The organism is Rahnella sp. RFA10(1/100) (genome assembly GCF_004195115.1).
Lineage (GTDB): Bacteria > Pseudomonadota > Gammaproteobacteria > Enterobacterales > Enterobacteriaceae > Rahnella > Rahnella perminowiae.
The window spans coordinates 606,661-631,215 of the sequence record NZ_SEWR01000001.1 but is presented as its reverse complement, the minus strand read 5'-3'; the positions used below and the strand labels follow the sequence as shown (position 1 = coordinate 631,215).

The following is a 24,555-nucleotide window of genomic DNA, read 5'->3' as shown; positions in this document are numbered from 1 at the left end:
GGTTGAAATGTAAAAGTCAGCGGTTTTGCATTTAAGAGGGTGTGAACCGGCGTCTGCGATCTTGCCTGTTTATTTCTCTAAAACTCTCTGACTGATAACCGTTTTCATCTAGACTAACGGCTTCGCTTTCTGGCTATCTTATAAGGATGTCTGATGCTCCGCCGTTTCTTCTCTTATTACGCACCCTATAAAAAGCTGTTCTTCCTCGACTTCGGGTGCGCGATCCTCGCCGGATTGCTGGAACTGGGCTTTCCGATGGCGATTAAAACTTTCATCGATAAATTACTGCCTGCGCACGACTGGGTGCTGATCATCGGCGCGACGGTCGGTCTGTTGTTGATTTACCTTTTCAATACGGCACTGATGGCTATCGTCAATTACTGGGGGCATGCGTTGGGTGTTGGTATTGAAACCGACATGCGGCGCGAGGCATTCAGCCATTTACAGAAACTGTCTTTCCGTTATTACGACAATACAAAAACCGGCCATATCATCACCCACGTCACCAAAGATTTGGAAGAAGTGGGCGAGGTCGCGCATCACGGGCCGGAGGATGTATTTATCGCGGTAATGACTTTTATCGGCGCATTCATTCTGATGGCAACGGTCCATTTACAGCTGGCGCTGATGACCATCATTATCGTGCCGGCGATGACCTGGATGGTCAGCCGCTATGGTGCTCAGATGACTGAAACCTGGCGGCGTTTGTTCGGGCAGGTCGGTAATTTCAACGCACGTATAGAAGAAAGTATCGGCGGTATCCGCGTGGTAAAAGCATTCGCCAACGAAGAACATGAGCAAAAGCTGTTTGCTTCTGATAATGCTAATTACCGCACTACTAAGCTGAAAGCCTATCAGATCATGACCGCCAGCCTGACGCTCAGTTATCTGAGCACGCGTCTGGTTCAGCTGATTGTGATGGTCGCAGGTACCTGGTATGTGATTAACGACCAGCTGACCTACGGCGGGTTCGTGGGTTTTCTGCTGCTGGTGGAAGTGTTCTTCCGCCCGGTGGCGAAAATCAGCTCAGTACTGGAAAGCTATCCGAAAGGGATCGCCGGGTTTAAACGCTTTACGCAGCTTATCGATACCTCGCCGGATATCACTGACCGGCCGGGCGCGCAGGCAGTCAGCCAGTTACGGGGCGATATTCATTATGACAACGTAGTGTTCGGCTACACCCCCGTCAGTAAAATTCTCAACGGCATTACGCTGACGATTAATGCCGGAGAAACGCTGGCGTTCGTCGGGCCTTCCGGCGCGGGAAAAACCACGTTATGTTCGCTGTTGCCCCGTTTCTATGAGCTGGACAGCGGCAGTATCACCATCGATGGCATCGATATCCGCGACATGACCCAGCGCTCGCTACGTCACAATATTGGCATTGTGCAGCAGGATGTTTTCCTGTTTGGCGGAACGATCCGTGAAAACATTGCTTACGGTAAGCTCGATGCCAGCGAAGCAGAAATCCGCCTGGCGGCCAGCCGTGCACGGCTTGATGATGTGATTGACGCATTGCCGCTGGGAATGGACACGGTAATTGGTGAACGGGGAGTGAAGCTCTCCGGTGGCCAGAAACAGCGTCTTTCGATTGCGCGTATCTTCCTCAAAAACCCGCCAATTCTGATCCTCGACGAAGCCACGTCAGCGCTGGATACTGCGACGGAGCAGGCTATTCAGCAGTCGCTGGCGGAGCTTTCTGAGGGCCGGACCACCCTGGTGATTGCCCACCGTCTGGCGACAATTCAGAATGCGGACCGCATTATTGTGGTCGATAAAGAAGGCATTGTTGAGCAGGGCACACATGAATCACTGCTGGCCCGTCAGGGGCGTTACGCACAACTTCACGCCGCACAGTTCCGTTAGTCTTTTACTCCTTCTCCTGCGAAGGAGAGGGAGTAAAATTTTCTCCGAAATTCCCCGATCTCTTTTTAGATATGATCTTTCTTTTAATGCCCCTTTTTATTAAAAGCCCGCTTTGAATAAAAAAAGCCCAATTCGGGCAAATAAAAAAATTACGTTTTGTTCAATTCAATCACGCAGGTAATTATTATTATCTTAAATTTGGATTATTTTTGCACAATGACTTTATTAAAAATCCTAAATGGCAAAAAAATGCCTGGTACAAAAATCTTATGGCTGCTTTTTCTATTATTGTGATAATGAACTTACTGATGAAATGATTATCCTGCTATGCACTATTTAAATGCAACGTATCAAACTCCCCTCATAATTCATTAACGATTGTTAACAGAAAAAAACCTTTTGATAAAGGTGATCTGGCTTGCAACAACTTTACAAAACCTACACCCGGTTGCACCATAAAAATGCATGGCACCATTTTGGTGCAATTTGTTATGCGAAAACCGCATATAATCAGGGAGTTAGTGAGTTGTTATTGAAACATTGTGTTACAACTCTTTACCCAAAAAAGACTTACCGAAGCGAACTTTTCCATTTTAACTTTTCGTGCTCAGTGTTAAGGTTCAAATCGTTTTACAGACAGACGTATTTAAAAACATGTACAAATACTCACAGCCCGATATTCCAGACATATAAAAGAAAGCGGGCATGAGAACTCCTTTATAAAAAAATCAAGGAAACTTAAATAATGATGAAGCGCAGTGTGTTGGCCTTAGCGGTCTCTTTAATTGCAGTGGGATCTACCGCAAATGCAGCAGAGATTTATAATAAAGACGGTAACAAACTGGACCTTTACGGTCGTGTAACCGCTAAGCATTATTTCTCCGATGACACCAGTTCTGATGGGGACATGACGTATGCGCGTCTGGGCTTTAAAGGCGAAACTCAAATTAACGACACACTGACCGGTTATGGCCAGTGGGAATACAATATTCAGGCTAACCATACTGAAAGTACTTCAACTACCCTGAATTCAGATGGGACTACGAGCAGCCACGGCGGTACCGAAGGGACTAAAACGCGTCTGGGCTTTGCTGGCCTGAAAATTAAAGATTTCGGTTCTATTGATTACGGCCGTAACTACGGTGTGGTTTACGACGCACTGGGCTTCACCGATATGTTGCCTGAGTTTGGTGGTGATACGGCTAACAATGACAACTTCATGGTAGGTCGTTCAAATGGCCTGGCCACTTACCGTAACCAGGACTTCTTCGGTCTGGTTACCGGCCTGAACATTGCACTGCAATATCAGGGTAAAAACGAAAACGACGGTCGTTCAGCGTCTAAAGGCAACGGCGACGGTTACGGTGCATCCATCGATTATGAAGATATCGCAGGTTCTGGTATCGGTGCAGTTATTGCGGGTTCTTCTTCTGACCGTACTAATGCACAAACCAGCTCCGCAATCGGTGCGGGTGATAAAGCTTCTGCATGGGCAACTGCGCTGAAATATGACGCAAACCAGATTTATCTCTCTGCAATGTATAACGAAACCCGCAATCTGGCACCGATCAAGGGTGGTTACGCTAACAAAACTCAGGGTTATGAGTTAGTTGCACAGTACCAGTTCGAAAATGGTCTGCGTCCGTCAATCGGTTACGTGCAGTCTAAAGCGAAAGATGTTGAAGGCGTTGGCGATGCTGACCTGGTCAAATACTTCGAAATCGGTGCGACTTACTACTTCAACAAAAACATGTATACCTACGTTGACTACATGATCAATCAGATCGATGACAACAATAAACTGGGCGTAAGCTCTGACGACATCGTGGCTGTTGCACTGACTTACCGCTTCTAAGTTAGTGGATTACATTATTACCCCATTCTGTGTCTGAAAAAGGTAATCGCAAAGGCAGAGTTCATTGGCTCTGCCTTTTTTTATGCCTGTCATTTCACGTCATTCCTCCTCGTCATCGCTGATTTCCCTTGTCAAATAACCACAATAAATTCATATAGCTAAAGCTATAGCCTCACGTTATACCCTAACGCTAAACAAGTATTCGTCAGCCGGTTTCTCCCGTGGAATATTCTCTGCAGTCCGATTTAATCCTCATTAAAAAAATGTTCCCGGAGAAACTGACATGCAGCAAATTCCAAAGCCGTATCTTTTATTCCTTGGTGATGTGATGGATCCGCTGGCGGCAAAAACGGCGCGCGGTATTCAGGTCTGGCGCCCGGAAGCCTGCATCGGGCAAATCCGTCTGGCGACAGATTCCGTGTCATTAGGCTTGCCGGATCTGGATATCGCCACGGCAAAATTGCAGGGTGCGAAAACTATGGTGCTGGGTACGGCAAACTCCGGCGGCAAACTGCCTGCGCACTGGATTGATTCCATCAAAGCGGCGATCACTGCCGGTTTGAATGTGGCGAATGGCCTGCATCAGGGGCTGAATGACATTCCTGAGCTGGTCGCGCTGGCCGCAGAAAATAATGTGCAACTGTTCGATGTGCGCCACATGCAACCGGCGCTGGATACCGGCACCGGTAAAAAACGCAGCGGTAAGCGTATTCTGACGGTCGGCACTGACTGCTCGGTCGGCAAGATGTACACCTCGCTGGCGCTGGAGGCTGCCATGCGCGAGCTGGATTTAAAGGCTGATTTTCGCGCGACGGGCCAGACCGGCGTGCTGGTGGCGGGTGCCGGTATCGCGATTGATGCCGTGATTGCTGACTTTATTTCCGGTGCTGTCGAAGCGCTTTCCCCGGCTAATGATGATGACCACTGGGACATCATTGAAGGCCAGGGTTCGCTGTATCACCCGTCCTTTGCCGGTGTCAGCATGGGCCTGATCCATGGTGCGCAGGCGCATTTACTGGTGATGTGCCATGAACTGGGTCGCCCGCATATGCGCCATCTCCCGCATCAGTTTATGCCGACATTGCGCCAGTGCCTCGATACCAATCTGGCGGCTGCCAGCCTCACCAGCCCAGATGTCAGACTCGCCGGTTTCTCGCTTAACACGTCCTCTGTCAGCGAAGAAGAAGCCAAAATTGCGCTGGCGGAAATCAGCGAAGAGTTCGGCGTACCGGCTACCGATCCGGTGCGTTTCGGGATCAAAAACATCGCGCAATGGATCAAGGAAAACGCGTAATGATTCAGATGACTTTCCAGGCCGTTGAACTGCCGCTGGCAAAACCCTTTGCGATTTCCCGTGGCACGCGTACCGCTGTCACGGTGGTGCGCGTTTCTCTGACCGAGGGTGAATTTACCGCTGTCGGGGAATGTACACCGACCGCGCATTATCAGGAATCCCCGCAAAGTGTGTGCGGGCAACTGGAGCTTATCCGCCCGCAAGTTGAACAGGGGCTGAGTCGCGAAGCGCTGCAACAGGCGTTACCGGCTGGTTCGGCGCGCAATGCCCTCGATTGTGCAATGTGGCGTCTCGATGCGGCAAAACAGGGCAAAGACCTGTGGCAACTGCTTGATATGCCTAAGCCTGTTTCGGTGATTACCGCCGAAACCCTGAGTCTGGATCTGCTGGAAAACATGGCAAATGCCGCCGCTGTGGCCGTCGCCGGTGGCGCGCAACTGCTGAAAATCAAACTCGACCGCGAGCAGATTATCGAGAAAGTGGCGGCCATCCGTGCCGCTGCACCACAGGCTACGCTGGTGGTGGACGCTAACGAAGCCTGGTCGGGTCTGGATCTCGGCAGCCTGTTTCAGGCGCTGTACGAATTGAATGTGGCGATGATCGAACAACCGCTGCCTGCCGGTAATGACAACGATCTGGTGCGTTGTTTGCATCCTGTTCCTGTCTGCGCCGACGAAAGCTGTCATGAACGCGGGGATATCGAAGGGCTGCGTGACCGTTACGAGATGATCAATATCAAGCTCGATAAATGCGGTGGCCTGACGGAAGCCCTGGCCATGACCGAGGTGGCGCGGCAGTTCGGTTTGCGCATTATGGTTGGTTGTATGCTCGGTTCATCCCTGGCGATGGAGGCGGCGCTGCCGGTGGCGGTGCAGGCGGAACGGGTCGATCTTGATGGCCCGATCTGGCTGGCGCAGGACGCCGAACCGGCATTGCGCTATGAAAACGGTGAAGTCTGGCTTTAACAGTTCGGCCTATAAAGGAGGCGTTTATTGATGACAGTGCCCATTTTGCAGATTAACGATTTGTCGGTGACATTCTCCGGCCGGCAAGGCAAAACGCAGGCGCTGAAAGGCGTTTCCTTCTCAGTTAATAAAGGTGAAGTGGTGGCCGTGGTCGGCGAAAGCGGATCCGGCAAGTCCGTCACTTCACTGAGCGTGATGGGGTTGCTGCCGGATTCTGCACATGTCGATGCGGGAAGTATTGCGTTTTTTGGCCGCAACGGTGTGTGCCATACGCTGACGTCATTGCCGGCATCCTCGCGCCGTAAACTGCGCGGGCAGGAAATGTCGATGATTTTTCAGGAGCCGATGACCTCGCTTAATCCTGTGCTGCGCGTGGGCGATCAGCTCACCGAAGGGCTGCTGGATCACGGCCTGGCGAATAAAACCACGGCGCTGAACAAAGCCCGCGAGTTGCTCAAACAGGTTCGCATTCCTGACGTTGAACGTATCCTTAAATGTTATCCGCATGAACTTTCCGGCGGCATGCGTCAGCGTGTGATGATTGCGCAGGCGCTGGCCTGCGACCCGGCGCTGCTGATTGCCGATGAACCTACGACGGCGCTGGATGTCACGGTGCAGGCGCGTATCCTGCAAATTTTGCGCGATCTGCAACAGGGCACTGACATGTCAGTTCTGTTTATCACCCACGATATGGGTGTGGTGGCGGAAATCGCCGATCGCGTGGTGGTGATGTACCAGGGCAAAGTGGTAGAGCAGGGCAGCGTGACGGAGATTTTCGCCAACGCGCAACATCCCTATACCCGCGCCTTACTGGCCGCCGTACCGAAATTAGGTGACATGCAGGGGTTGAAATGGCCGCGGCGCTTCCCGCTTTCAGGAGACAAAACGGGTCCAGCTATTTCGCCAGAAAAGCAATCGGTTGCAGGTGATCTCCCTCACATTCCAGCCGATGACGGGGATCAAAAAACAGCAAATTACACGGTCCCCCCTTTGCTGGATGTACGCGGGCTGCGTGTCTGCTACCCGATCCGTTCCGGCGTATTGTCACGCGTGACCCAGGAAGTGCACGCAGTAGAACAAATCGACTTCTCCCTCTGGCCGGGCGAAACGCTGGCACTGGTGGGCGAGAGCGGGTGCGGCAAATCCACCACCGGTCGCGCAATTTTACGGCTGGTCGGCAGCGAATCTGAAAGCATTCATCTTGAAGGCAAAGAAATTACCCTGATGCGTGACACCCCGTTTCAGGCGGTGCGCCGCCAGATCCAGATGGTGTTTCAGGACCCGTACGCGTCACTTAATCCGCGCCTGACCGTCGGGTTTTCCATTGCTGAACCTTTATTACTGCATGGCCTGAAAAAGTCCCTGGCCGATGCCACCCCTGTGGTCAGTCAGTTGCTGAAAAGTGTCGGTCTTGAACCTTCCCATGCGCGGCGTTACCCGCATGAATTTTCCGGCGGCCAACGTCAGCGCATCGCGATCGCACGCGCCATGGCATTACAACCACAGGTAATTATTGCCGACGAGGCCGTGTCGGCGCTGGATGTGTCAGTTCAGGCGCAGGTCGTTAATCTGATGATGGATCTTCAGCGTGAGACCGGCGTTGCCTGGTTGTTTATTTCGCATGACATGGCGGTAGTGGAAAGGATCGCCAACCGGGTGGCGGTGATGTACAGCGGACAGATTGTTGAAATTGGCCCGCGTGACGCAGTGTTTAGTAATCCTCAACATCCTTATACCCGGCGTCTGCTCAGTTCGGTACCGGTGGCGGATCCGACACAACGTGCTTTACGCAATTTTGATGATGAGGAAGTGAAATCGCCGGTGCATCCGGCGGGTGTACAGATAGAAAAACGTCAATATTCCCGCGTCAGTGAACATCACTGGGTCGCACAGGGATAACTCACTCTTCTTTTTTTTGGGACACACAGGAGAACACCATGCATCCGACTTTAGTGCGCAAAAGCCTGCTTGCCGCCGGACTGGCGCTTTGTTTTGCCGCGTCGGTTCAGGCCAAAGATCTGCGTATTTCCATGTACGCTGACGTCACCGGTTTTGACCCGCACGACACCACAGATACGCTGAGCTATTCCATTCAGAGCGGCATTTTTGAACGCCTGTTCCAGTTCGACAGCAAAATGGCTGTTGTGCCGGTGCTGGCAACGGATTACACCAGCAACAGTGATGCCACCGAATTCACCCTTAATCTGCGCCATGACGTGACGTTCCAGGACGGCACGCCGTTCAATGCGGATGCGGTAAAAATTAACCTTGATCGTCTGGCAAATCCTGCCAATCACCTCAAGCGCAACTCCTTGTTCAGCATGATTAAATCTGTTGAAGTGCTCAGCCCGTATCAGGTGAAAATCACGCTGAACAAACCTTTTGGAGCCATGATTAACACCCTGGCGCACCCGTCTGCGGTGATGCACAGCCCGGCGTCATTAAAACAATACCCGAATGAACAGGATCTGAGCGTACATCCGGTGGGAACCGGCCCGTTTAAGTTTGTGGAATGGCAGCAGGGTAAAGATGTCAAACTGGTGAAATACGACAATTACTGGCAGAAAGGCTGGCCGAAAGTGGATGCCGTCACGTTATATCCGACGCCGGAAGACTCCACTCAGGTGGCGAAACTGAAATCCGGCGGTGTGGACGCGGTATATCCGCTGCCGTCCGATCTGGTGGATACCGTGAAAAGCGATCCGAAACTGGATATTGCCGAAGATCCGGGCATCTATCTGTATTACATCGCCTTCAATACGCAGAAAAAAGAGTTCTCGGATGTGCGTGTCCGTCAGGCAATTAACTACGCTATCGACCGTAATCTGTGGCTGAAAGTCGGTTTTGCCGGTCTGGGTTCGCCGTCTACTTCGCCGCTGCCGAAAAATGTCCAGTTCTATCAGAAACAAACCACGCCGGATTACAGCTACAACATCGCCAAAGCGAAAGCGCTGATGAAAGAAGCCGGTTACGGGAACGGCTTTGATGTTGAAATGTGGAGCTCGAACAAAACCGACCGAATCCGCAGCGCGCAATTCCTGAAACAGCAACTTTCTCTGATTGGCGTGCGTGTGAAACTGGTGCCGATGGATGCCGGAACGCTGACCCAACGTCTGTGGAGCACGCCGAAACCGGCAGATGCCAAAGTGGAAATGTATTACGGCGCCTGGTCAGCCTCGACCGGCGATGCAGACTGGGCGCTGCGTCCGCTGTTCGCCACCGAATCCTGGATCCCGTCGGCCTATAACGTCTCTTATTACAGCAACAAACAAGTGGATGCGGCAATCACCGCCGGTCTGCAAACCGCTGACGTCGAAAAACGTAAAGCGGCTTATGCCGATGCGCAGAAATTGTTGTGGGCGGATGCACCGGTGGCCTATCTCGGCGTGCCTGACAACCTGGTGGGCAAGAGCAAAGATCTCTCCGGTGTTTACATGCTGGCCGACGGCTCGCTGATTTTTAATCAGGCACAGTTTAAATAATTTTTTTGCTCCTCCCCCTGCGAAGGGGGAGGCTGGGAGGGGGTTTAGCAGGCAACTTCAGATTCAGAGTTGCCATTAATACCCCACCCCAACCCTCCCCTTCGCAGGGGAGGGAGTTTACTGAATTCAGGGAATCATTTTTATGCTGACCTACTTTATCCGCCGGATACTGGAAATGATCCCCGTCTTACTGGTGGTGTCATTACTGGTTTTCGGATTTATCAAACTGCTGCCGGGCGATCCTGCGCGTATTTATGCCGGTCAGGATGCACCGGTTGAAGCGGTTGAGTCAGCGCGTCAGTTGCTGGGTCTGAACGATCCGCTGCCTGCACAGTACTGGCACTGGCTGGACGGCATGGTTCATGGTGATCTGGGCATGACTTACCGCACGCGTCAGCCGGTATTAAGTGTGATTGAAGGCGGCTTTATGCCAACGCTGCTGCTGGCGCTGGCGGGCTTCGCGTGGTCGGTGGTGCTGGGGCTGGTGATTGGTGTTGTCTGCGCACTGAAACGCGGAAAATGGCAGGACTGGACACTGATGAGTATGGCGGTCGGCGGCATTTCCATGCCGCCGTTCTGGCTCGGATTGTTACTGATCCAGTTTGTTGCCATGCCGTTCGGGGTATTCGCCGTCAGCGGATTTAACCAGCCAGCCGATATCATTTTACCGGCAATCACGCTGGGTTCGTCGGTGGCGGCGGTCATGGCACGTTTCACCCGCTCGGCGTTTCTTGATGTGGCGCAGGAAGATTATGTGCGCACCGCGAATGCCAAAGGATTACGTGCCCGGCTGGTGACGTGGAAGCACATCATGCGCAATGCACTGATCCCTATTATTACCATGCTTGGTCTGCAATTTGGTTTCCTGCTCGGCGGCTCGATTATCGTCGAAAGTGTCTTCAGCTGGCCGGGGCTGGGCTGGTTACTGATCGAGTCCATCAAAACGCAGGATCAGCCGGTGATTCAGGCACTGGTCATGCTGTTTGTCTTTGAATTTATTGTGATAAACCTGCTGGTTGACATGCTGTATGCGGTGGTCAATCCGGCTATCCGTCTGCGTTAGGAGCTGATTATGACCGATCCTGTCTCTTCTGCGGGAGAAATCCGACCGGCTGAGCCGGCCTCGCAGAACGATAACATCCGTTCACCGTGGTACGACTTTTTCCATACCTTTATCCGTCATCCGATGGCGCTGATATCGGGGGGATTCATCCTGCTGCTGGTATTTGTCGCGGTGTTCGCACCCTGGCTGGCGCCTTTTGACCCGATGACACCGGACTGGATGGCGCTCGGCGCCGGTCCGACGCCGCAACACTGGTTCGGCACGGACGATTTAGGTCGCGATGTCCTCAGCCGTATCATTTATGGCGCGCGTATCTCCCTTTATGTGGGTATTTTTTCAGTCACGCTCGGCATGGCTGCCGGTGTGATACTCGGGCTGCTGGCCGGATATTACGGCCGCTGGCTGGATATGCTGATCATGCGCGGCTCCGACGTGCTGTTTGCCTTCCCCGGTATGTTGCTGGCGATTGCCGTGGTGGCTATTCTGGGGCCGGGGCTGAATAATGTGATTATCGCGGTCGCCGTTTTCAGTGTGCCGGTATTTGCCCGCATCGTACGTGCGGCCACGTTATCGATTAAACACAGTGCCTATGTCGAAGCGGTTCGCTGCATCGGTGCACCGGACAGAGTGGTAATTTTACGCCATATTCTGCCGGGCACGCTCTCAAACGTTATCGTCTATTTCACCATGCGTATCGGCACCAGTATTCTGACCGCAGCCAGCCTGAGTTTTATCGGTCTGGGGCCGGAACCGGATGTGCCGGAGTGGGGTAATATTCTGGCGATGAGCCGTAATATGATGATGGCAGGCAAATGGAACGTCAGCGTGTTCCCCGGACTGGCAATATTCCTCACCGTCCTGGCATTCAATCTGCTCGGTGATGCGCTGCGTGACACGCTGGATCCTAAACTGAAAAAGTCATCGTGAAATGAATATCTGATACGGGAAACTGATGCATCTGCAAGAATGTGAAGACGAATTTCAGCAGCAGGCGCTGTCTGCCTTACTGCAACGCTGGCGCACCACACGCCAGATTTTCCGCCCGCGATTTCCGTGCGGCGCGACCAATGCCATAACCGACGTCGCCGGTGTGAGTATCGGTCACAGCACCTTAGCGGCTGGCGATGTGCAGACCGGCGTCACGGCCATTGTGCCGCCTGGCGATAATTTGTATGAAAAACCCCTGCCTTGCGGTGTGGCGGTATTAAACGGTTTCGGTAAACCGATGGGGCTGATTCAGGTGATGGAACTGGGTGAGCTGCAAACGCCGGTTTTGCTCAGTAATACGTTTGCCACGGGCACGTTGTTTAACGCGCTGATAAAGCGCAGCTGTCAGCAATTTCCGCAAATGGGGCGTCCGGATGCCACCATCAATCCGGTTATCCTGGAATGCAACGATTTCTATCTTAATGATATCCAGGCGATGGCGGTCAGTGAAGACGACGCGCTGGCCGCACTGGACACCGCGGCAAATACCTTCGCCCGTGGCAGCGTAGGGGCCGGACGGGGCATGAGCTGTTTCGGCTTAAAAGGCGGTATCGGCACGGCCTCGCGCCGGTGTGAAGCACTCAACGCCACATTGGGCGTTCTGGTGCTGGCGAATTTTGGCAAACTCTCGGAACTGACGCTTGACGGCATACGCGCCGGAGAAACCATCGCACAAATCCAGCCGCAACTGGCGCCGCAGGCAGATGCCGGTTCGGTGATCATTGTGATGGCCTGCGACCGCTATCTCGACAGTCGCCAGCTTAGCCGCATCGCCAAACGCGCCGGTGCCGGACTGGGACGTCTTGGCAGTTACTGGGGGCATGGTTCAGGGGATATTGCGCTGGCATTCTCGACGCAACGTGACGGTGTCACGCTGCCTGATGCGCAACTGGAATCTTTACTGGCGCTGGCGGCAGACGCGACAGAACACGCTATTATTGATGCCTTACTGAGTGCTGAAACTGTTTGCGGATTCGACGGCCATTACCGTCTGGGGTTAAGTGAAGTATTAGATAACCTGGCGAACTAGCTTTACTCCTTTCCTTCTCTCGGGGGGAAGGCTGGGGTGTGGGTTTACCCTCCGCCTGATAACTACACCACATAGGGAACGACTGATGAAAGTGTTTATCTCTGCGGACATTGAAGGTATTGCCGGTGTCATGCGTCCTGAACAGTGCAGCCCGGGACATGCGGATTACGACGCCGCCCGTGCGCTGATGGAAGGTGAAGTTAACGCCGCCATTGATGGCGCGTTTGCCGGTGGCGCGATGGAAGTGACGGTGGCCGACAGCCACGCGATGATGCAAAATCTGCGCGCCGATAAAATCGACCCGCGCGCCCGGCTGGTACAGGGCAAACCACGCGGATTGTCGATGGTCGAAGGGCTGCAACAACAGCAATACGACGGCCTGATGTTTGTCGGCTATCACACCGCCGCAGGCGAAAACGGCGTTCTGGCGCATACTATCAATGGCCGTGCCTTTTACCGCGTCAAACTCAACGGCAACGTGGTGGGCGAAAGCGATTTATACGCCGCTGCCGGTGCGGAACTGAACGTTCCTTTATGGCTGGTGACCGGCGATGATCATCTTGAAACCTGGATCCGCCGTTATTATCCGGAATCGCAGTATGTCTGCGTCAAACGTGCGATTTCCGCCAATGCTGCGGAATCTGACAGTCCGTCGATTGCCTGCGCGAAAATCCGCAAACAGGCGACGATCGCCGTCAGCAAACCGGCACCGCTTACCGCCGCCAGATTCAGTGCCCCGTATCATCTCGAACTGATGGCCGCGAAACCGGTTCTGGCAGATTTGTTCGGCCTGATCCCCGGCGTCGAGCGTCTCGATGCCGTTACTGTCGGTTATCACAGCCCGACGGTGGCAAATATTATCAGCCTGTTAAGTGCTTTCTCATACTTAGCGACCACCCAGAAATAGGGCAGCAATGCGCTTACGCCACATTGAAGTGTTTCAGGCCGTGTTACAGGCGGGCAGTGTCAGCGGGGCGGCACGCCTGCTGAACGTCTCGCAACCGAATGTCAGCCGCGTGCTGAATCACGCGGAACAGCAACTGGGTTTCGCGCTGTTTGACCGCACACCGCAGGGGCTGATTGTGACGCCGGAAGGGCGGCGGCTAATGCCGGAAGTCGAAGCGTTATTCAGCCATATTCAGGCCATCGGTGAGCTGGCGGAACAGTTGCGTCAGGGTGAAGGCCAGCATGTGCGCATCGGTTCGGCGCATGCGCTTGGCCACAGCGTGATGGCACCGGTGTTAGTGGATTTTCGTCGTCAGACCCCCGGCGGCAGTGTTGAACTGGTGACCGGCCATTTCAATACGCTGAGTCAGGATCTGCTGCAATATAAAATGGATTTTGCGCTGGCGTTTGGCGAGCAGGCTACGCAGGAGCTGATTGCCGAGTCTATTTATCAGGCCAATATGGTCGCGCTGTTGCCTAAGGATTCTCCGGTCGAAGGGCCGGTATCACTGGCATGGTTGTGCGCGAACGATCTGCTGATGTTACAGCAACAGGATCCGCTGGGACAGGTGCTCAACCGCGTCCTGCGCGAGAACGGCCTGATGTCACACTCTGCGTTGTATATCAAAACCTATTCGGTGATCGCCGACATGGTGCTGGCGGGCGGCGGTGTCGGTGTGGTTGATACGTTTACCGCCCGGCGGTATATCGGTCAGTTGAAGATTGTTGAGGTTGTGGAACCGCTGCCGTTTGAAGTGATTTTGCTGAGCAGGCGGGACCAGCCAGCATCGCAGGCGGCGATCAGGCTCAGACAGCTGATCAGGCAGAAAGTGGGGGAGTTGAAAGGGGGGCCTTTCGATCCCGTTTAGTTTTTAATTTCAAATTCAAATTCAAATTCAAATTCAAGGTCGTGGGCGTCGGCCCACACCGACTTGGGGGGCGGCTTATCGCCGCCGCCCCCCAAGACCCCCCGGGCTCTTTCACTGCGCGCTCCGCTCGCTGGCTATGTTTCAGTGAGCGTAGTGATAGCCGCAAAATCCCGCCGCTGCGCGGTTCCCTCCCATCGGGTTACAACCCGCGCAAAAACACGCGCGGTTTTCCACCTCTCGTCCGGCGGTATTTTGGAACCGGCCTCAGGCTTCAACTGCACAACTTCACTGATTTTGTCTTTTAAAAAAGCCAAAGGCGATTCAGAAATCTTGCTGAACGGAGCGGCTTCGAGACCTATGGCTCGAAGACCGAGAGAAGGCACCGCGCAGCGGCAAGATTTCCAGCCTGTCGCTGTGCTACCTGAAACATAGCCAGCGAGCGAAGCGCGCAGTGAAAAAGCGCGGGAGTCCAGAGGGCGCGCGCTTACGCGTCCTCTGGGCCAGTGTGGGCGGCGAGCCCACGACCTTGAATTTGAAGTTGAAGTTGATTTTAAAGCGGCCCCGTTGCAGCCGCCCCCCTGCAACTACCGGATCTCATTCACATACATAAAATGATCTGTGCTGAACCGGTGGTGCGCCATGATCACCGGCACGGCACTTTGATCAAACGACACTTCGTCGATCACCATCACCGCGTGTGGCGCTTCAAGCTCCAGCCATTTCAGGTCGTCTGCATCGGCCATTTCAGCGATCAACTGCTCGCGCACGGCCGCCACGCGGACACCGTATTTTTCCAGCAGAAAACGGTACAGCAGCGGAGGCAAATCACTGGCAGCAGGGAAATCCGGCAGGCGTTCTGCCGGTAACACCAGCCGTTCGTGCATGGCAGGAATGCCTTTTACCCGGCGTAAACGACGGATGCGGATAACCGGTGCGCCGTCGTCAATTTGCAGCTTTTCAGCCTCACGGGCATTGGCCTGGCCGGTCTGGTGATCGAGCAAAATCGTCTCGGAGTTCAGCAGTGCGCCATCACGGCCATGCAGGCGGAAATACTGGAAGAAATAACTGAGATTGTGCAACGGTGCCCAGCCGGTGACCACGGTGCCCGTCTTGCGACGCCGCATCAGCATGCCTTCTGTGGTCAGCGCCGACAGCGCTTTGCGCACCGTACCGACCGAAACCCCGAAATCAGCCGCCAGCGCGTTTTCACTCGGTAAAACCGTGCCCGGCGGCAGCTCGCCAATCAGAATGGATTCGCTGATGTGACGTTTCACCACTTCGTATAACGGCGCGGATTCCCTTTCGCTTAACCGGCCAAAAGGGGAAGCGTCCTGCTCTGCTTTATTTTGTTGTGTCATACCTGATTACCTATTGACCTGAACGGGTATCTGCTTTATCTATAAACTATATAGAAATAGAATGAAGCGAGTATAGCATGTCGTGCGAAGGAAGTTTGCAAATTGCGCTGGACTCCATCCGGCAGGACGAAACCGCCATTTTACAGGATCTCAGCCAGATGCTGGCAGTGGATACCTGCTTCCCCCCGGGCACCGGTTATCCGGCATTTGCCGCCCTGATGGAATCTCTGCTGGAGCCGATGGGCTTTGCCTGTCAGCGCGTCAGCGTGCCGGAAAATCTGTGGCAAACGCCGGACGGCAGCGCACAGGGTGAGAGGGTCAATGTGATTGCTACGTTACCGGGCAGCGCGACCGAAGCCTGTAATCTCTATTTTCATGTGGATACCGTGCCTGCCGGTGATGGCTGGAATTACCCGCCGCTGGCGCTTACCCAGGCGGAGGGCAAACTGATTGGCCGCGGTGCCGCTGACATGAAAGGCACGATTGTCGCGACACTTGCAGCAATTCGCGCTGCGCAACGTCACGGGCTGGTGCTGAAATTTAATCCGGTTCTGCTGTTGTGTACCGATGAGGAAGGCGGGCTGTATCCCGGTGTGCGTTATCTGGCTGAGCAGAAATTATTTGCCGGTCATATGCTGAGCTTTAACGGCGGGGCGGTGCCGCGTATCTGGGGGGGCTGCTTCGGCAGTATCGATCTCAAAATTTGTATCACCGGCCGCTCGGCGCATTCCGGCGATCCGGTGGGTGGCATTAATGCTATTGAAGAAAGTCTGCCGCTGATGAATGCGCTGCATGCGCTGAAACACGATGTCGAACAACGTGCCTCAGCCATGCCTGCGCCGCCACATTTTGAAGGACGGTCGCTCACGTCCCGTCTCACCCTGGCGGCCGCGCAGGGCGGTGGCAAAGGCTCGACCATTCCCGCGCGCTTTGAACTGCTGGTCAACCGCCGCTATTCGCCGGAAGAACCTTTTGAAAGGGTCTTTAAAGAACTCACCGGCTGCATCACCCAGGCCATGAAAGACTCAGCCGCGCTGTCAGTGGAGTATCACCTGATTGGCCATCTGGCCCCGGTCAGTGATCCAACCGGACCCCACTGGCCGCGCTGGCTCGCAGCACTCGGTCAGGGTTTTGGTTTCCACGCAAACGATTTCGCTGTCTGGGGTTCTTCCACCAGTTCTGACATGGGTTGGGTTCAGCAGGCAGGCATTCAGGAAATATTACTCGGCGGGCTTGCCCGGCCGGAAAACCGTATCCATGCATCGGATGAATATACAACCATGCAGGACGTCGTCGCGTTATCGCAGTCCATTCTTGCTTATTTAGCTTCTGATTTTATTCCCACAGAAAATTCGCCAACCCAGGGCTTTTCGAATTCCGCAGAGAGGGTTCAATAATGTGTGCAATGAAAGGCGTTAACCGCCGTCAGTTTATCGCAGGATCTACCATTCTCACCGGCGCGGCACTGTTACCGTGGTCGGGTAATGTTGCCGCTGCCGTGTCCAGCGCCACCGGTTCCGGCGGTTCACCGCGCAAAGGTGGAGTACTGCGCATCAGTGTGGACCAGGCGGCAGGCATGCTTAATCCGCAGCAGGCGCGCGTCAATCCGGAATATCTGGTGGCCGAATTGCTGTACAGCGGCCTGACCCGTCTGACGCAGGATATGAAAGCTGAAGCGGATTTAGCCGCGTCCTGGACAGCCAGCGACGATCTGACGCAGTGGACTTTTATCCTGCGCCAAAATCTCAGTTTCCATGACGGCTCTGCCTGTACGTCTGCCGATGTCGTCGCCAGCCTGAACGCCATACTTGACCCGAAAAATGCCTCTCCCGGTCAGCACAATATCGGTCCGTTCAAAACAGTGACCGCACCGGATGCCAGCACTGTGGTGATTAGCACCGACGGTCCTTACGCCGATCTGCCAGTGATGCTGGCCTATCCCGATGCGAAGATTATTCCTGCGGCGATTGCGGGCGGCCAGCTTGAACGTCTGAGCAAGGAAGCCATCGGCACAGGGCCGTTCAGACTGGTGTCGTTTGACCCTGAACGCCTGATTGTGGTTGAGCGTAATCCGCATTATTACGACCCGTCACGTCCGCATCTGGATCGCGTTGAAGTGGTGGTTTATCCGGATGCAATCGCTGAAGGCTCCGCGCTGATTGCCGGTGACACCGATCTGATGCTTTCCGCCGCCTCTACCGAATTTGCGCGCCTGTCAAAGTCTTCCGGCATAGTGCCGCTGCGTGTACCGTCCGGTCAGTTCCTCAACGTGAACATGGGGTGTGACACCAAACCGTTTAACGATGTGCGCGTCCGTCAGGCGCTGGCGCTGTGTGTGGATCGCAAGGCTACCGTGGATTTTGTCGCCGAAGGCTACGGCACGGCAGGCAACGATACCCCGCTTAACACAGCCTATCCGTATTACCTGAATGAGCCGCTGAAAGCGCCGGATTATGCCAAAGCCAAAGCATTGCTGAAAGATGCCGGGTATCCCGACGGAATAGATCTGACGCTGATCGCTTCGGATAAACCCTCCACCCGCACCCAGCTCGGGATTGCACTGCGTGAAATGGCCAAACCGGGCGGTTTTCGCATTAAGGTGCAGACGATGGCACACAGCACCTACCTCGACCAGGTATGGAAAAAAGGCAATTTTTACGTTGGCTTCTACAACATGCAACCCACACCGGATGCGGTTTTCTCGCTGCTTTACACCTCAACGGCCTCGTGGAATGAGACCCGCTGGAATAACGCTGAATTTGATGCGGCGGTAAAAGCGGCGCGTGAAACCGCCGATCCGGCAAAACGCACCGTACTTTACGGCAAGGCACAGAAGCTGATGCACGACGACGTGCCGTCGCTGATCCCGGCATTCTTCGATTTGCTGGCGGCAGGGCGGGATTACGTTGCCGGTTATCAGCTTCATCCGCGCGGTGCGGTGTTCCGTCTTGATCATGTGTGGCTGACGGCGAAAGCCCCGACCCGAAAATAGCAGGGGGCATTGAGAGTGACGGCGAGTTATCTGTTTAAACGTTTCATGCTGGTGATTTACACCCTGCTGGTGGTGTCGCTGCTGGTGTTTGGGATCACGCAATTGTTACCGGCGGATGCCGCAGTAACCCTGCTGGGGCAGAACGCCACGCCGGAAGCGCTGGCTGCCGTGCGTGCGCGTCTCGGACTCAGTGATCCGGCGTGGCTGCAATACTGGCACTGGCTGCACGGCGTGCTGCACGGTGATTTCGGCGTCTCAATGCGTAATGGTTTGCCGGTGGCGCCGACCATTATGGCCGCGCTCGGGCGTTCCCTGCTGCTGGCGGTCTGTGCACTGTTGCTGATGCTGGTGGTCGCGATTCCGCTGGGGATCTGGGCGGCGGTCCGTCGCGGGAAACTGGCCGATATGCTGGTCAGCGTACTGTCATATGTCGGCATTTCTTTTCCGGAATTCGTGACCGCCACATTGTTATTGCTGCTGTTTGCTGATGTCTGGCAGATCCTGCCCGCGACCGGTTATGTACCCCTGACGGAGGATTTCCGGGGTGGCATCAGTCATCTGATCCTGCCGTCGGTGACAGTAGCAATGATTCTGGTGGCCCATGTTTCACGCATGGTGCGTTCGGAGATGGTCGATGTGTTGCAGACCGATTATATCCGCGCCGCACATCTCAAAGGTTTGTCGCGCCGCAGGATTTTGTGGCGTCACGCGCTGCGTAACGGCCTGCTGCCCACCATCACTATTGTGGCGCTCGACGTGGGTTATCTGCTTGGTGGCATCGTGGTGGTGGAAGAAATTTTCGCCATTCCGGGGATTGGTCGCGAACTGATCGTGGCCGTGCAGGCACGGGATTTACCCACCATTCAGGCCGGGGTATTAATCCTTGCCGCGACCTATTCCGTCGTTAATTTCCTGGCCGATCTGGCCTATGTTTTCCTCGATAAACGGATCAGTTATGCGTGATGTGATGAAGCATTTAATCCGTTCGCCGCAGGGCGCTGTCGGGTTGTTTATCTTAACGGTGGCTGCGCTGATGGTGTGCGGCGGGGCGCATATCGCGCCTTATGATCCGGAATCTATTTCTATTCTGGCACGGTACAAAGCACCTTCAGCAGAACACTGGTTCGGTACCGATCAGCTCGGGCGCGATATTTTCAGCCGTGTGATGGTCGGTGCCCGCGCCACCATTGTGCTTTCACTGCTGGCGACACTGATGTCGATGGTAATAGGTGCCGTGATCGGCACAGCCAGCGCCTATCTGGGCGGCAAAACCGACGAAGCCATTATGCGCACAATGGACGCGGTCATGTCGATCCCGAGTCTGTTGTTTGCGCTGCTGATTGTCAGCACTCTCGGTCAGAGCAGCTTCAATGCGGTACTGGCGATCACCATCGCATTTGTGCCCGGCATGGTGCGCATTGCCCGCAGCGTCTCGCTGGCTGCGCGTCAGCAGGATTACATCAGCGCGGCGATTGCCCGTGGTGAAGCCACGCACTACATCATTTTGCGTGAAATGTTGCCCAATATTGTCGCGCCGATCATCGTGGAAGCCACTATCCGCGTGGCCTTCGCCATCATGTTGTTTGCCACACTGAGTTTTCTCGGCCTTGGCGCACAACCGCCGGAGCCGGAATGGGGGCTGATGGTGTCAGAAGCCCGCGCTTATTTCTTTAATGCGCCGTGGATGATGCTGATACCAGGTGTAGCGATCGCGCTGGTGGCGGTTGGTTTTAATCTGCTGGGCGATGGCCTGCGCGATGCGCTTAACCCAAGGAGCCACTGATGAGCGAAGCCGTATTAGCGATAGAGAATTACAGCCTCGATTACCTGCTGCCTCATGCCGAACCGTTACAGGTTTTGCAGGACATTTCACTCAGTGTGCAGCGCGGCGAAGTGGTCGGGCTGGTAGGGGAGTCCGGTTCGGGTAAAACCACACTGGGCTGGTCGGTAATGCGTTATATGGCGACGAATGCGCGGGAACGCAGCGGGCGTATTTTGCTGGCGGGCGAAGATTTATGCCAGATGGCGAAACCGCAGCTTGAAAACCTGCGTGGCGGCAAACTCGGCATGATTTTTCAGGATCCGGGCGCCTCGCTGAACCCGACGCTGACACTGGGTGAGCAGGTGACCGAAGTGCTGATCCGCCATCGCGGGCTGGATGCCAGACAGGCACGGGAGCTGGGCATTGAGTTGCTTGGCAACGTCGAGCTGAAAAATCCGGCGGCGATGATGAAGCGTTATCCGCATCAGGTTTCCGGCGGCGAAAAACAGCGGGTACTGATCGCCACGGCGTTTGCCTGCGAACCGCAATGTCTGATTTTCGATGAACCGACGACCGCTCTCGATGTCATCAGTTCGGCACAAATTCTGGCGCTGTTTGCCCGCCTGCGTGAAGAAACCGGTGTTGCCTCGCTGTATATCTCGCACGATCTGGCACTGGTGTCGGCCGTGGCAGACCGTGTTTGTGTGCTTGAAAAAGGCCACATCGTTGAACAGGCCAGTGCACGCACGCTGTTCCTTTCGCCGCAACATGCTTATACGCAAAAGCTGGTGGCGGCAGTGCCGGATCCCGCTCACCGTCTGACAGATGCCGTACCGGTTTGCGCGCAGCCGTTACTCAGCCTGCAAAACATCAATATTGATTATGGTCGTCACGGTTTGCTCGACCGGCTGTTTCGCCGTGAAAACGGCAAAACCCGTGCCGCATCGGATGTCAGCCTGACGGTGCATCGCGGGGAAATCGTCGGCGTGGTGGGTGAATCCGGTTCCGGTAAATCGTCGCTGGCGAAAGCGCTGACCGGGCTGGTGCCGTTCAGCGGTAAGGTTGATTTCAGGGGGTATAACCTGTTTGGCCGTGCGGAAATGGACAAAGACTACCGCCGCCGTGTGCAGATGATTTTCCAGCATCCGGATGCCTCCCTCAATCCGCGTCAGCGTATCGGCGAGATTATCGCCCGTCCGTTGCGTTTGTACGGTTTGCCGGACGGCGAAACCGAGGCGCAGGCCGTAGCGCGTTTGCTGGAAGATGTGCGTCTTCCAGCCAGCTTCGCCCGGCGTTTTCCGCATGAACTTTCCGGCGGACAGAAGCAACGTGTGGCGATTGCCCGGGCATTTGCGCACCCACCCGAACTGGTGATATGCGATGAAATCACCGCCGCGCTGGATGTCTCCGTACAGGCGACGGTCATCGAATTATTGCTGGAACTGCGCCGTCGTTACGGCACCGCTTACCTGTTTATTACCCACGATCTGAACCTGATCCGCCAGATTGCACACCGCGTGGCGGTGATGTATCGCGGGGATTTACTGGAAGTGCTGCCGGGCGACGCCATGGTGCAACACGCCAGTCATGATTATACGAAGGCGTTGCTGGCGGCGGTGCATACGCCCGAAACGGCCGTTACAGACCATTTTTGATACTGAAAGGGTTACACATGAATTCTCAACAATTACTGGCCGCCATTGACAATGACTATTGCCTGAATTTTCTGTCGCGGATGGTACAGCACAAGAGTTACAGTCAGACAGACGGCGAGCGCAGACTGGCAGAGTACATGGCCAGCCAGATGCAGATGCTCGGGCTCGAGACGCAGCTGCAACCGGTGCCGGGTGAGCGTCTGAACGCCATTGGTACGCTGCGCGGAGAGGGCGGCGGCCATAGCCTGTTGTTCAACGGCCATCTCGATACCAATCCGGTGACCGAAGGCTGGACGGTGGATCCGTGGGCAGGAAAAATCGATGATGAATTCATCTATGGCATCGGTGTTTCCAATATGAAAGCCGGTGATGCCGCGTATTTTTGCGCGCTGAAAACGCTGATCGACAATGGCGTGAAACTCAAAGGTGACGTGATCCTGACTTATGTGGTCGGCGAGTTGCAGGGCGGGATCGGCACCATTGCGGCCATCGAACAGGGCATCCGGGCGGACTATTTTATTAACTCAGAACCGACTGATGTGCAGGCGATGACCATGCACGCCGGGTCGCTGATGTTCACCATCGAACTGACCGGCGACACGCGCCATCTTTCAAAACGCGAAGAAGCGGTTGATGCCATACAGGCGGCCATCAGGCTAATCCCGCAAATCAATAACATCACCTTTACCGGTGCGGAAACGGACGATCACCGCAAGATTAACCGTGGGCATGTCGGCACCATTCACGGTGCGCTGGGGCGTGATTTAGAGGAATGGCGTCCGCCGCAGGTGGCTGACTTTGTGCGCCTCAGCGGGTCTGCGCGTTTTGCACCGGGGCAAACTGTCGATACCGTACTGGCCGATTTACAGGCGTTGCTCGATAACCTGTGCGGTGAATTCCCCGGCCTGCAGGCGGAACTGTTTGATGACGGTAAACGTCATCGCCCGACCATGCTGCCATTCGAAGTGTCACCGGAGTCCCTCATCGTTAAAGCGGTGAACCGTGCCTATCAGACGGTGCGCGGTGAACAACAGCCCACCGGAGTTATCACACCACCGGCATTTTATGGCACTGACGCCGCGCATTTCTATCAGATGCTGGGCATGGAAGGCGTGGTATGCGGGCCCGGCGGCAAGTTCAACACCATGCCGGACGAGCGGGTTCACATTAAAGATTTCCTCGATACCGTGCGGGTTTATCTGCTGGCCATCCTCGAAATTTGCCAGCCGGTTGACGCCTGAAAGAGGATAAACGGATGTCGATGCCTGTGAATCTGGCGGCACTGAGCCGCCTGCGTGATGCCATGCGCATGGCTGATGCAGAAGTGATGCTGGTTGACAGCGGGGAACTGCTGGCATGGCTGACGGGTTTTACCGTATCGGAAACGCTGTACCGTGCCTGTCTGGTGCCGCTGAGTGGTGAGCCCTGGATCGTGTTACGCCAGCTTGATGAAGCGCCTTGTCGTCAGTTGAGTTGGTTTCGTGACGTTGTCACTTACTCTGACCATCAGGATCCGTGGAAATGCGTGGCAGACAGTCTTATTGCCCGGGGATATCGCGATTGCCGTCTTGGGGCGGATACCCGTTCGTATGGCATGACGGTGGATACCTGGCAGCAGCTTTCCGAATATTTACCTGATGCTGTCTGGCGGCCGATGCCGGGTGTCAGTGATCGTATACGGCAGGTGAAATTCCATTACGAGCTGGACAGTCTTCAGCAGGCGGCGTTTATCGCCGATACCACCTTTCTGGCACTGAAAGAGCAGGTGAAAGCGGGCTGGCGCGTGCGGGATGTGGCTTCGCTGGCGGCGGGGGTCTTCCTTTCCGAAGGCGCGGATACCGGCGAAACGGGGCCTGTCGTCCGTTCCGCCGGTGACAGCGGTTTTCTGCATGCGCAGACGCACGAGGACATTATCCGCGACGGCGACATTCTGCATGTGGAGCTGATCCCGAAGGTAAAACATTACAGTGCCCGCCTGATGCGCCCGTTTATTTCTGGGGGGGTAAGCACAGAGCGGCAGCATATCGCCCGTCAGCTGATTGCCCTGCAGGATGCGCAGATCGCCGCGATGAAGCCAGGTGCAAGAGCCAGTGATGTCGATGCGATTTTACGCAACGGCGTGCTCGCCGCCGGTTTACGTGCAGAATATGGCAATGTTACCGGTTATGCGCTCGGACTTTACACCCGTACGCCGCGTCCGAGTGATTTCTCGCACTGTTTCACGCCGGCGGCAGACTGGCGGCTTGAAGAAAACATGGTATTTCATATGTACACCTCGGCGGCAGGACTGGCGTTCAGCGAGACGGTCGTGGTGAGGCCGGAAGGCGGAATCAGAATGAGCCGGTTACCGAGGGAAGTGATGGAGATTTGAAAAAAAGGGGGGCCTTTTTGAATCCCGGCTTAATTTCAAATTCAACTTCAAATTCAAGGTC

The 24,555-nt window shown here is 54.9% G+C and carries 19 protein-coding genes; 18 read left to right on the top strand and 1 reads right to left on the bottom strand.

Going from position 1 to position 24,555, the window contains the following annotated elements; translation table 11 throughout:
• Positions 1–153 precede the first annotated feature (153 nt).
• From ETV65_RS02670 to ETV65_RS02620, 11 genes are all read left to right on the top strand, one after another.
• The gene (locus ETV65_RS02670; RefSeq protein ID WP_129951452.1) at positions 154–1,866 is read left to right on the top strand and encodes an ABC transporter ATP-binding protein; all 1,713 of its coding nucleotides are present in this window, start codon (positions 154–156) and stop codon (positions 1,864–1,866) included.
• Positions 1,867–2,611: 745 nt separating this feature from the next.
• Complete coding sequence (locus ETV65_RS02665) at positions 2,612–3,721, top strand: porin (RefSeq protein ID WP_129951451.1); 1,110 nt, start codon at positions 2,612–2,614, stop codon at positions 3,719–3,721.
• A gap of 283 nt (positions 3,722–4,004) precedes the next feature.
• Positions 4,005–5,015 (top strand): N-acetyltransferase DgcN, encoded by a 1,011-nt coding sequence (dgcN, locus tag ETV65_RS02660; RefSeq protein WP_129951450.1) that lies wholly within the window; start codon positions 4,005–4,007, stop codon positions 5,013–5,015.
• Positions 5,015–5,980: an N-acetyl-D-Glu racemase DgcA gene (dgcA, locus tag ETV65_RS02655; protein WP_129951449.1), complete on the top strand. Its 966-nt coding sequence runs from the start codon at positions 5,015–5,017 to the stop codon at positions 5,978–5,980. Before dgcN ends, dgcA begins: the two co-directional genes overlap by 1 nt.
• A 30-nt stretch (positions 5,981–6,010) precedes the next feature.
• Positions 6,011–7,879: an ABC transporter ATP-binding protein gene (locus ETV65_RS02650; RefSeq protein WP_129951448.1), complete on the top strand. Its 1,869-nt coding sequence runs from the start codon at positions 6,011–6,013 to the stop codon at positions 7,877–7,879.
• Between the two features lie 38 nt (positions 7,880–7,917).
• Positions 7,918–9,462, top strand: coding sequence for a glutathione ABC transporter substrate-binding protein (locus ETV65_RS02645; RefSeq protein WP_129951447.1), 1,545 nt, complete (start codon positions 7,918–7,920; stop codon positions 9,460–9,462).
• A 142-nt stretch (positions 9,463–9,604) separates the two neighbouring features.
• Positions 9,605–10,525 (top strand): ABC transporter permease subunit, encoded by a 921-nt coding sequence (locus ETV65_RS02640; protein ID WP_129951446.1) that lies wholly within the window; start codon positions 9,605–9,607, stop codon positions 10,523–10,525.
• Between the two features lie 9 nt (positions 10,526–10,534).
• Entirely contained in the window at positions 10,535–11,452 is a 918-nt protein-coding gene (locus ETV65_RS02635; RefSeq protein ID WP_129951445.1) for an ABC transporter permease subunit, read from the top strand.
• A gap of 25 nt (positions 11,453–11,477) precedes the next feature.
• The gene (locus tag ETV65_RS02630; protein ID WP_129951444.1) at positions 11,478–12,542 is read left to right on the top strand and encodes a P1 family peptidase; all 1,065 of its coding nucleotides are present in this window, start codon (positions 11,478–11,480) and stop codon (positions 12,540–12,542) included.
• Between the two features lie 85 nt (positions 12,543–12,627).
• Positions 12,628–13,449 (top strand): M55 family metallopeptidase, encoded by an 822-nt coding sequence (locus ETV65_RS02625; protein WP_129951443.1) that lies wholly within the window; start codon positions 12,628–12,630, stop codon positions 13,447–13,449.
• Between the two features lie 7 nt (positions 13,450–13,456).
• A complete protein-coding gene (locus ETV65_RS02620) occupies positions 13,457–14,356 on the top strand; it encodes a LysR family transcriptional regulator (protein WP_129951442.1) in 900 nt (299 codons plus the stop codon).
• Between the two features lie 584 nt (positions 14,357–14,940).
• Here the strand turns inward: ETV65_RS02620 and ETV65_RS02615 are convergent.
• Positions 14,941–15,714 (bottom strand): GntR family transcriptional regulator, encoded by a 774-nt coding sequence (locus ETV65_RS02615; RefSeq protein WP_129951441.1) that lies wholly within the window; start codon positions 15,712–15,714, stop codon positions 14,941–14,943.
• 77 nt (positions 15,715–15,791) lie between these two features.
• Between ETV65_RS02615 and ETV65_RS02610 the strand changes: the two genes are divergently transcribed.
• The 7 genes from ETV65_RS02610 to ETV65_RS02580 are packed head-to-tail and all read left to right on the top strand — an operon-like array spanning position 15,792 to position 24,494.
• Positions 15,792–17,111 carry a M20 family metallopeptidase gene (locus ETV65_RS02610; RefSeq protein WP_129951440.1) on the top strand — a complete coding sequence of 440 codons (1,320 nt, stop codon included), beginning with the start codon at positions 15,792–15,794 and terminating at the stop codon, positions 17,109–17,111.
• Positions 17,111–18,706 (top strand): ABC transporter substrate-binding protein, encoded by a 1,596-nt coding sequence (locus tag ETV65_RS02605; RefSeq protein ID WP_129951439.1) that lies wholly within the window; start codon positions 17,111–17,113, stop codon positions 18,704–18,706. Before ETV65_RS02610 ends, ETV65_RS02605 begins: the two co-directional genes overlap by 1 nt.
• 15 nt (positions 18,707–18,721) lie before the next feature.
• Entirely contained in the window at positions 18,722–19,669 is a 948-nt protein-coding gene (locus ETV65_RS02600; RefSeq protein ID WP_129951438.1) for an ABC transporter permease, read from the top strand.
• The gene (locus ETV65_RS02595; protein ID WP_129951437.1) at positions 19,662–20,489 is read left to right on the top strand and encodes an ABC transporter permease; all 828 of its coding nucleotides are present in this window, start codon (positions 19,662–19,664) and stop codon (positions 20,487–20,489) included. Before ETV65_RS02600 ends, ETV65_RS02595 begins: the two co-directional genes overlap by 8 nt.
• On the top strand, positions 20,489–22,123 hold the full coding sequence (locus ETV65_RS02590) for an ABC transporter ATP-binding protein (protein ID WP_129951436.1): 1,635 nt from the start codon (positions 20,489–20,491) through the stop codon (positions 22,121–22,123). The genes ETV65_RS02595 and ETV65_RS02590 overlap by 1 nt, the downstream gene beginning before the upstream one ends.
• Before the next feature lie 17 nt (positions 22,124–22,140).
• The gene (locus ETV65_RS02585; RefSeq protein ID WP_129951435.1) at positions 22,141–23,364 is read left to right on the top strand and encodes a M20/M25/M40 family metallo-hydrolase; all 1,224 of its coding nucleotides are present in this window, start codon (positions 22,141–22,143) and stop codon (positions 23,362–23,364) included.
• A 14-nt stretch (positions 23,365–23,378) separates the two neighbouring features.
• Complete coding sequence (locus tag ETV65_RS02580) at positions 23,379–24,494, top strand: Xaa-Pro peptidase family protein (RefSeq protein ID WP_129951434.1); 1,116 nt, start codon at positions 23,379–23,381, stop codon at positions 24,492–24,494.
• Positions 24,495–24,555 lie beyond the last annotated feature (61 nt).

Excerpts from the sequence above, each read along its gene's own strand:
- ETV65_RS02670 (WP_129951452.1), top strand. The coding sequence starts at position 154 with ATGCTCCGCCGTTTCTTCTCTTATTACGCACCCTATAAAAAGCTGTTC.
- ETV65_RS02665 (WP_129951451.1), top strand. The coding sequence starts at position 2,612 with ATGATGAAGCGCAGTGTGTTGGCCTTAGCGGTCTCTTTAATTGCAGTG.
- dgcN (WP_129951450.1), top strand. The coding sequence starts at position 4,005 with ATGCAGCAAATTCCAAAGCCGTATCTTTTATTCCTTGGTGATGTGATG.
- dgcA (WP_129951449.1), top strand. The coding sequence starts at position 5,015 with ATGATTCAGATGACTTTCCAGGCCGTTGAACTGCCGCTGGCAAAACCC.
- ETV65_RS02650 (WP_129951448.1), top strand. The coding sequence starts at position 6,011 with ATGACAGTGCCCATTTTGCAGATTAACGATTTGTCGGTGACATTCTCC.
- ETV65_RS02645 (WP_129951447.1), top strand. The coding sequence starts at position 7,918 with ATGCATCCGACTTTAGTGCGCAAAAGCCTGCTTGCCGCCGGACTGGCG.
- ETV65_RS02640 (WP_129951446.1), top strand. The coding sequence starts at position 9,605 with ATGCTGACCTACTTTATCCGCCGGATACTGGAAATGATCCCCGTCTTA.
- ETV65_RS02635 (WP_129951445.1), top strand. The coding sequence starts at position 10,535 with ATGACCGATCCTGTCTCTTCTGCGGGAGAAATCCGACCGGCTGAGCCG.
- ETV65_RS02630 (WP_129951444.1), top strand. The coding sequence starts at position 11,478 with ATGCATCTGCAAGAATGTGAAGACGAATTTCAGCAGCAGGCGCTGTCT.
- ETV65_RS02625 (WP_129951443.1), top strand. The coding sequence starts at position 12,628 with ATGAAAGTGTTTATCTCTGCGGACATTGAAGGTATTGCCGGTGTCATG.
- ETV65_RS02620 (WP_129951442.1), top strand. The coding sequence starts at position 13,457 with ATGCGCTTACGCCACATTGAAGTGTTTCAGGCCGTGTTACAGGCGGGC.
- ETV65_RS02615 (WP_129951441.1), bottom strand. The coding sequence starts at position 15,714 with ATGACACAACAAAATAAAGCAGAGCAGGACGCTTCCCCTTTTGGCCGG.
- ETV65_RS02610 (WP_129951440.1), top strand. The coding sequence starts at position 15,792 with ATGTCGTGCGAAGGAAGTTTGCAAATTGCGCTGGACTCCATCCGGCAG.
- ETV65_RS02605 (WP_129951439.1), top strand. The coding sequence starts at position 17,111 with ATGTGTGCAATGAAAGGCGTTAACCGCCGTCAGTTTATCGCAGGATCT.
- ETV65_RS02595 (WP_129951437.1), top strand. The coding sequence starts at position 19,662 with ATGCGTGATGTGATGAAGCATTTAATCCGTTCGCCGCAGGGCGCTGTC.
- ETV65_RS02590 (WP_129951436.1), top strand. The coding sequence starts at position 20,489 with ATGAGCGAAGCCGTATTAGCGATAGAGAATTACAGCCTCGATTACCTG.
- ETV65_RS02585 (WP_129951435.1), top strand. The coding sequence starts at position 22,141 with ATGAATTCTCAACAATTACTGGCCGCCATTGACAATGACTATTGCCTG.
- ETV65_RS02580 (WP_129951434.1), top strand. The coding sequence starts at position 23,379 with ATGTCGATGCCTGTGAATCTGGCGGCACTGAGCCGCCTGCGTGATGCC.